This window comes from Myxococcus sp. CA039A (assembly GCF_013336645.1).
Taxonomy (GTDB): domain Bacteria; phylum Myxococcota; class Myxococcia; order Myxococcales; family Myxococcaceae; genus Myxococcus; species Myxococcus llanfairpwllgwyngyllgogerychwyrndrobwllllantysiliogogogochensis.
The window spans coordinates 1-7669 of the sequence record NZ_JABUMQ010000438.1; the positions used below are offsets into that span (position 1 = coordinate 1).

Sequence of the window (7669 nt, forward strand, 5' to 3'; positions counted from 1 at the left end):
CCGCCGCCCCCGTGGTGGCCCCGCAGATCGCCGCCCCCGCCAAGGAGGGTGAGCAGGTGGTGGCCGCGGCCGTGTCGGTGACGCCGGTGGCCGAGGCCGCTCGCGAGGACCGGACTCCTCGCCGCGTCATCCGCGAGCTGAGCGAGGCGGACCGCGAGAAGATGGACCGGCTGGAGCAGGCGGCGAACAAGGACCGCAACCGCGCCGTGGACCTGGAGAAGGAAGTGCGCCGCATCAAGGGCCGCAACGAGACGCAGCAGCGCGTCTACGCCGCGACCAAGGGCGACCTGGACTTGATGAAGGACAAGTACAAGGCGCTGGAGAAGCGGCTGAACCGCACGCTGCTCGAGCGCGACCTCATGCGCCGCGCCATCAAGGACCTGGAGAAGAAGACGGGCATCCTGGCCGACCGCACCGAGCTGACCCCGGAGGAGATGGCCGCCAGCGACCAGCGCACCGAGGAGACCTCCCGCGTGCGCGCCGAATCGGAGGCCCAGTCCGCCGCGCAGCAGGCGCCCGCCGAGGCTCCCGCCGCCACCACCGAGGCGGAGCCGAAGCCCGCGCAGCAGGCCTGACAGGCCGCCTCACCGCTTCGAGCCGAGGGGCTCGGTCTTCCGGAATCACTTCCGGAGGCCGGGCCCTTCGTCGTTCCAGACCCCGCTCACTCGCCGCAGCCGTCGGTGCCAGGCACGTCCGGACCGACTGACCGCAGGCTCAGGCCCGTCTGGAGCTTCTCCATCAGTCGCTTCAGCTCCGACAGCTCGGGCTCCGGAAGGTACTCCCCCAGCTCGCCGTCCAGCTCCCGAAGCGCATCGAGCAGGTGGGACAGCTCGCGCTCTCCCTGGGCGGTCAATTCCAGCCGGAAGCAGCGCCGGTCCTCCCCGGCCTGCCGCAGCACCAGCCCATCCTCTTCCAGCCGATCCACCAGCCGGCTCGCCGCGGGCGCGTCCACCATCAGCCGCTCGGCGAGCGTGGACTGCCTTCGCATGCCCTCGGAAATGGCCTTCAGCGCCAGCAGTTGATTGAACGGCCGCGTCGTCCGCGCCCCGAGCTTCTCGGTGAGGTGGCGGCGAATGCTGCGACGCAACGAGGCGAGGTGCTCCGCGAAAGTCATTCCTCTGAAGAAATAGTTGTCGCCTACAATGGTTGTCAATTACATCTGCCTGACGCAATTCGTCGGATGGGGGGAGTCGAGTCGCACCTGCAGTCACCCTTACCTACCCGATTGGTATGTCCGCCCCCACCGCTCTCCTCTTGGCGTTCGTCGCTGCCTCGACGCCGGCCGCGCCGAGTACTCCTGTTCCTCCCCCTGTCCCCTTTCAGCCGAAGGTGGAGGACCCGATGTTGGCTCCGGTCCCCGCCGCGCCTCAGCAGGTGAGCACCTGGGAGCAGGCGCTGACGCTCGTGCGGGAGCGCTCGACGAATCTGAGGGCCGCGGAAGCCGGCGTCCAACGCGCCGAGGGGCGCTGGCGTCAGGCCCTGGCGTCGCTCTTGCCCAACGCACGCGCGTCGGCGAGTGCCGCCCATGACCTCCTCAACCCGGACACCGCGGTGGGCGTGTTTCCCACGCCCGCGCTGGACGGGCGCACGCCCACCTCGCCGATTGTCGGAACCCTCTCCGCGTCCCTGAGCCAGTCGCTGGTGGACGTGGGCGCGTGGCGAGGCCTGTCGTCGGCATCCGCCTCCGAGCGCGGCGCGGTGGCCAGCCTTCAAGATTTGCGTCGCCGCCTCACGCTGGGGCTTGCCCGCACGCTGGTCGCCACCGTGGCGGCCGAGCGGGCCGCGGAGATCAACCGCGTGGGTCTGCTCCAGGCGCTGGAGCGCTCCGCCTTGACGACGCGCTCGTTCGACCTGGGCGCGAGCAACCAGCTCGACGTGGTGCGGGTGAACCAGGATGTGGCGCTGGCGCGCGGCGCGCTCGTCTCCGGTGACGAGCAGCTTCGCCGGGCGCGCGAGGCGCTCGGCATCGCCCTGGGCTTTGGCAACGCGGTGGGCGTGGACACGTCCTTCAACCTGGGCGGACTGATGGAGGACACGCGCAAGGCGTGCACTCCGCTGGAGGACCTGGACACCCGCCCGGACCTGGCGGCCGCCCGCGCGCAGGTGGATGCATCGCGCGACAGCCGGCGGCAGGCGTCCGCGGGCTACCTGCCGACGCTCGGCCTGACGAGCAACCTGCAAGCGGTGACGACGGACCCGAGCTTCGGGCGCTTCTCTTCATGGAGCATCGCCGCGGTGCTGTCCGTCCCCCTGTGGGAAGGCGGCCTGCGCGGTGGACTGGTGAAGGAGCGCGAGGGAATCGAACGTCAAGCGGCGGAGACGCTGGAGGGCAGCCGCCGCGACGTGTCCGTCGAGGTGACGCAGGCCCGACGCAGCATCGAGGTGGCACAGGCGCTGGTGAAGACGGCGTCCGAGTCGCGAGAGCTCGCGGACCGGACGGACCGGCTCACGCGCCGTTCCTTTGAAGTGGGCCGCGGCAGCAGCTTGGAGCTGGTGCAGAGCGGAGCGGCCTTGCGCCAGGCGGAGCTGACGCTGGCGCTGCGTGAATTCGAGCTTGTCCAGGCGCGCCTGGACGCATTCTTGACGGAGGCCCGGTGCGATTGGTGATGCGGGTGCGCCCCCTGAAGGCGCTGAAGATGACGTTGTGGAGTTCCGCCCTGCTGATGGCGGCGGGGTGCTCGGGCAAGGCGGCACCTCCGGCCGCGCCACCTCCTCGCGAGGTGCAGGTGTTGACGCTGGCGCCCAGCGAGGTGCGGGACACCGGGGAGTACCTGGGCTCGCTCCTGTCGCGGCAGAACATCACCGTGCTGCCTCAGGTCGCGGGCTACGTGCGCCGCATCCACGTGAAGCCCGGTCAGAAGGTGGAGGCCGGGGCTCCGATTCTGGAGGTCGACTCGCGCACGGAGACGGCCGCGCTCGACAGCGCCCAGGCGCAGCAGAGCTCCGCGCACGTCAGCCGGGAGCTGGCGCGCACCACCCTGGCGCGCACGGAGGCGCTCTACAAGGAAGGCCTCGCCAGCGCTCAGGAGCTGGAGCAGGGCCGCGCCCAGGTGGAGGCCGCCGAGGCCGCCTCGCGCTCCGCCGCGGCCCAGGTGGCCCAGCGCCAGGTGCAGTTGCAGTTCCACGCCGTGCGCGCGCCCTTCGCGGGAACCGTGGGCGACGTGCTGGTGCGCATGGGTGACTTCGTGGGCGCGACGACGCCGCTGACGACGATTGCCCAGGCGGATGTCCTGGAGGTCAGCGTGGCGCTGCCGTCCGAGCGGGCGCGCGCGCTCAAGCCGGACACGGCGCTGGAGGTCCTGGACTCGCAGGGCAAGGTGCTGCTCACCAGCCCCCTGTTCTTCGTCGCGCCGCAGGCGGACCCGCGCACGCAGCTGGTGGAGGTGAAGGCGGCCTTCCAGAACACCGTGGGCCTGCGCCCCAGCGAGCTGGTGCGCTCGCGCATCGTCTACGCGAAGCGGGACGCGCTGCAGATTCCCGCGCTCGCGGTGGTGCGCCTGAGTGGTCAGCCCTTCGCCATGGTGGTGCAGGACAAGGAAGGCAAGACGGTGGTGGAGCGCCGCCCCATCGTCCTCGGGACGCTGGGCGACCTGTCCTACGTCATCGAAGGCGGGCTGAAGCAGGGCGACCGGGTGGCGGTGTCCTCGCTGCAGGCGCTGCGCGACGGCATGGCCGTGAAGGTGAAGTCCCCCGACGCCGCTCCGGCCGCCGGGGCCGGTGCCGCCACGGCGGGCAGCCGCTGAGCAGGGGATGGACCGGGCCTCGCCAGTCGCATCGCGAGGCTCGGCTACCGCCATGAGAATGAGGGCCTGAACGCCGTGTTCGTCGACTTCTTCATCCGCAGACCCGTCTTCGCCATCGTCTGCTCCATCTTGCTGACGCTGGTGGGGGCCATTGCCATCCCCACACTGCCCATCTCCCAGTACCCGGACCTGGCACCGCCGCAGGTGACGGTGACGGCCAACTACGTGGGCGCCAGCGCCGAGGTGGTGGAGAGCGCCGTCACCATTCCCATCGAGCAGGAGCTCAATGGCGTGGAGGGCATGCGCTACATCACCTCCACCAGCAGCAATGACGGCACCAGCCAGATTACCGTCACCTTCGAGCCCACGCGCGACATCGAGGTCGCCGCCGTCGACGTGCAGAACCGCGTCAGCCGCTCCGCCGCGCGTCTGCCCTCTCAGGTGAACCAGACGGGCATCGTCGTCAACAAGGCCTCCAGCCAGATGCTGCTGACGGTGGGTCTGTCCAGCCCGGACAACCGCTACGACGCGAAGTTCCTCAGCAACTACGCCGACGTGAATCTCAAGGACGCCATCAAGCGCGTGCGCGGCGTCGGCGAGGTCCGCATCTTCGGCGAGCGCAAGTTCTCCATGCGCCTGTGGTTGGACCCCACGGAGCTGGCGCGCCGCAAGCTCACGCCCCAGGACGTGACGCGCGCGCTCCAGGAGCAGAACCTCCAGGTGGCCGCGGGACAGGTGGGCCAGCCACCCTCCAGTGAAGAGCAGCCCTACCAGCTCGCGGTCCGCGCGCGCGGCCGTCTGGTGGACCCGGAGGAGTTCGGCGACATCGTCCTCATGCGCGACGCGAGCGGCAAGAGCGTGCGCGTGAAGGACGTGGGCCGGGTGGAGCTGGGCGCGGAGAGCTACGGCACGCTGTTGCGCTTCAACGGGAAGACGGGCGTGGGTCTGGCCATCTTCCAGTTGCCCACCGCCAACGCGCTCGACGTGCGCGACGGCGTCTTCAAGGAGCTGGAGCGCCTGTCCGCGCAGTTCCCCCCGGGCATGACGTTCCAGACGGGCACGGACACCACGCTCGCGGTGCGCGCCTCCATCCACGAGGTACTCCAGACGCTGGTGGAAGCCATCGCCCTGGTCATCCTGGTCATCTTCCTGTTCCTGCACGGCTGGCGCAGCGTGTTGATTACGGCCTTCACCCTGCCCGTCTCCCTGGTGGGCACCTTCGCCTTCGTCCAGTTGATGGGCTTCTCCATCAACACCCTCACCCTCTTCGGCCTCACACTGGCCACGGGCCTCGTCGTCGACGACGCCATCGTCGTCATCGAGAACATCGAACGGTTGATGGTGGAGCGGCACCTGACAGCGCGACAGGCCGCGCGCGAGGGCATGAAGGAAGTGGCCGGCGCCGTCATCGCCATCTCCGTCGTGCTGGTGGCGGTGTTCGTCCCGGTGGCCCTCTTCCCAGGAACGACGGGCGCCATCTATCGCCAGTTCGCGCTGACCATCGCCGCGTCGGTGGCGCTGTCCACGTTCTGCGCGCTGACGCTCACCCCGGCGCTGAGCGCTCGGATGCTCAAGCACCACGTGGGTGAGAAGTGGGTGTTCTTCCGCTGGGTGGACAAGGTGCTGGACGCGACGCGCGCCTGGTACGGCCGGGGCCTGCGGGCGCTGCTCAAGCACCCGCTCATCGTCTTGGTTGCGTTCCTGGCCTGCATCGGCGCCACGGTGGTGCTGTTCCGGGTGACGCCCACGGCCTTCATCCCCGACGAGGACCAGGGCTACGTCATCATCTCCATCCAGGGCCCGGAGGGCATGTCGCTGGCCCAGTCGGAGAAGGTGCTGGCCCAGGTGGAGGAGGTGCTCAAGCAGCAGCCGGAGGTGCGCGCCATGTTCGCCATCGGCGGCTTCTCCTTCCAGGGCACCGGCCCCAACCTGGCGACGGTGTTCTCCAGCCTCATCCCGTGGGAGGAGCGTCCGGGGAAGAACCAGTCCGTCGCGGGGCTGGTGGAGCGGCTGCGTGGGCCGCTGAGCCGCATCGGTGGCGCGCGTGTCATCCCCTTCCAGCCCCCGGCCATCCGCGGCGTGGGCAGCGTGGGCGGCTTCCAGTACATCGTCGAGGACACGGCGGGCTCGCGCACGCTGGATGAGCTGGCGACGGCCACGCAGGAGCTGGTGGCGAAGGGCAACGCGGACGGACGGCTGCGCGGCGTGCTCACGGCGTTCAACGCGGACACCCCGCTGCTGGACGTGGAAGTGGACCGGCAGAAGGCCAAGGCGCTCGGCATCCCCATCGAGCAGATCTTCGGGACGATGCAGGTCTACATGGGCAGCCAGTACGTCAACGACTTCAACTACGCGAACCGGACGTACCGCGTCTACGTGCAGGCCGAGCAGCAGTACCGCGACAGCCCGCAGGACATCGGCGCGTTCTACGTGCGCAGCGACAACGGGGAGATGATTCCGCTCGAGTCGCTGGTGAAGGTGACGCCCACGGTGTCCGCGCAGGTCATCCGCCACTACAACCTGTTCCGCTCGGCGGAGGTCAACGGGGCGGCGGCTCCGGGCGTCTCCTCCGGTCAGGCCATCGAGGCGATGGAGACGCTCGCGGCGGAGACGCTGCCGCAGGGCATGAGCGCGGAGTGGACGGGCATCAGCCTGGAGCAGAAGGAGAGCGGTGGTCAGACGCTCATCATCTTCGGCCTGGGGCTCCTGTTCGTGTTCCTGGTGCTGGCGGCGCAGTACGAGAGCTTCAGCCTGCCGTTCGTCATCATCCTCTCGGTGCCCCTGGCCATCATGGGCGCGCTGGCGCTGCAGCTCATGCGCGGGTACGCCAACGACGTGTTCTGTCAGGTGGGTCTGGTGATGCTGGTGGGTCTTGCCAGCAAGAACGCCATCCTCATCGTGGAGTTCGCCGAGCAGTTGAGGGAGAGCGGCAAGGACGCGCTGGAGGCGGTGGTGATGGCCGCCGAGGTCCGCCTGCGGCCCATCCTGATGACCTCCATCGCGTTCCTCCTGGGCGTGGTGCCGCTGATGACGGCGCAGGGCGCGGGCGCGGCGGCACGCAACTCGCTGGGCACGACGGTGTTCGGCGGAATGCTGGTGTCCACCATCGTCAACCTCATCTTCATCCCGGGCCTCTACGTGCTGATGCAGAAGGTGCGCGGCGAGTCCCGGCGGGAAGCGGCGGACGACGAACTCCCGGCGGCGGCTCCCGCGCCGTGAGCCCGTGAAGGACACCGCTGGCGGACGCGGGAGCCACTGGCTCCCATGTCCCGGCGGTGCGGCCGCCCACGCTCCAGAAGGTCAGGAGCGGCGGGCGGCTTCGATGAGCTCCGCGAGCAGCGTGCGGTGACAGACGGGCTCCAGGATGCAGTCCTTGGAGCAGAGGAGCGTCACCGTCTCTCCCCGGTCCACCCTCGCGGCCAGCTCTGCGATGATTTCCCGCTGTGACTGCATTTCCTGGATGTACCGCTCTCGGTAGGCATCGAGGGTTATCGGCGTCTGGCCCTTGCCGTAGAAGGCCTCGAAGAGGTCGGGGCTGGGCGCCAGCTCGCGGCGCCACTCGTCCCAGGTCTCCTTGGCTTTGGGGAGGCCGCGCGGCCTGTAGCGACAGACGAGGAGACGCAAGCCATCATCGGGCTCTCCTGGAACACACCAACGACGGGTCTTGATGGGCATCGAGGGGCAACCCGGTGCCGAGGGCACCGTATTCCGGAAGGGTTCACCCGACTTCTTACCGGACCTGCGTGGATCACTCGCGGTGGCTTCGTCGCAAGTCCTTGGAAACGCTTGGATCGAGCGAGGCGAAGGATGCGGCACGCGCCCTGCTATGTGATGCCGCATCGAAGCGCGGCGGTACGGCGCAGGGGTTGGGCAGCAAGGGCGGCGGGTTGGACGGGGCGGTACGCAGGACGGGCGGCGGGTTGGAC

The 7669-nt window shown here is 69.4% G+C and carries 5 protein-coding genes and 1 pseudogene; 4 read left to right on the plus strand and 2 right to left on the minus strand.

Annotated elements, in window-relative coordinates:
- A pseudogene (locus HR086_RS42610) lies at window positions 1–575 on the plus strand (cell envelope biogenesis protein TolA); the annotation flags it as partial.
- Window positions 576–661: 86 nt separating this feature from the next.
- Here HR086_RS42610 and HR086_RS42615 read toward each other — a convergent pair.
- Window positions 662–1087 (minus strand): MarR family winged helix-turn-helix transcriptional regulator, encoded by a 426-nt coding sequence (locus HR086_RS42615; protein WP_254626703.1) that lies wholly within the window; start codon window positions 1085–1087, stop codon window positions 662–664.
- Between the two features lie 143 nt (window positions 1088–1230).
- On the opposite strand from HR086_RS42615, the gene HR086_RS42620 reads away from it, so the two are divergent.
- The 3 genes from HR086_RS42620 to HR086_RS42630 all read left to right on the plus strand — a co-directional run bounded on the left by HR086_RS42620 (window position 1231) and on the right by HR086_RS42630 (window position 6962).
- Complete coding sequence (locus tag HR086_RS42620; RefSeq protein WP_174463124.1) at window positions 1231–2607, plus strand: TolC family protein; 1377 nt, start codon at window positions 1231–1233, stop codon at window positions 2605–2607.
- On the plus strand, window positions 2595–3743 hold the full coding sequence (locus tag HR086_RS42625) for an efflux RND transporter periplasmic adaptor subunit (protein WP_371817191.1): 1149 nt from the start codon (window positions 2595–2597) through the stop codon (window positions 3741–3743). The genes HR086_RS42620 and HR086_RS42625 overlap by 13 nt, the downstream gene beginning before the upstream one ends.
- A gap of 75 nt (window positions 3744–3818) precedes the next feature.
- Window positions 3819–6962, plus strand: coding sequence for a multidrug efflux RND transporter permease subunit (locus HR086_RS42630; protein WP_174453524.1), 3144 nt, complete (start codon window positions 3819–3821; stop codon window positions 6960–6962).
- 81 nt (window positions 6963–7043) lie between these two features.
- Here the strand turns inward: HR086_RS42630 and HR086_RS42635 are convergent, their stop codons facing one another.
- Entirely contained in the window at window positions 7044–7583 is a 540-nt protein-coding gene (locus tag HR086_RS42635) for a DUF488 domain-containing protein (protein WP_371745466.1), read from the minus strand.
- Between the last annotated feature and the right edge of the window lie 86 nt (window positions 7584–7669).

Bases quoted from the DNA above. Each gene is read 5' to 3' on its own strand.
- HR086_RS42620 (WP_174463124.1), top strand. From the start codon at position 1,231: ATGTCCGCCCCCACCGCTCTCCTCTTGGCGTTCGTCGCTGCCTCGACG.
- HR086_RS42635 (WP_371745466.1), bottom strand. From the start codon at position 7,583: ATGCGGCATCACATAGCAGGGCGCGTGCCGCATCCTTCGCCTCGCTCG.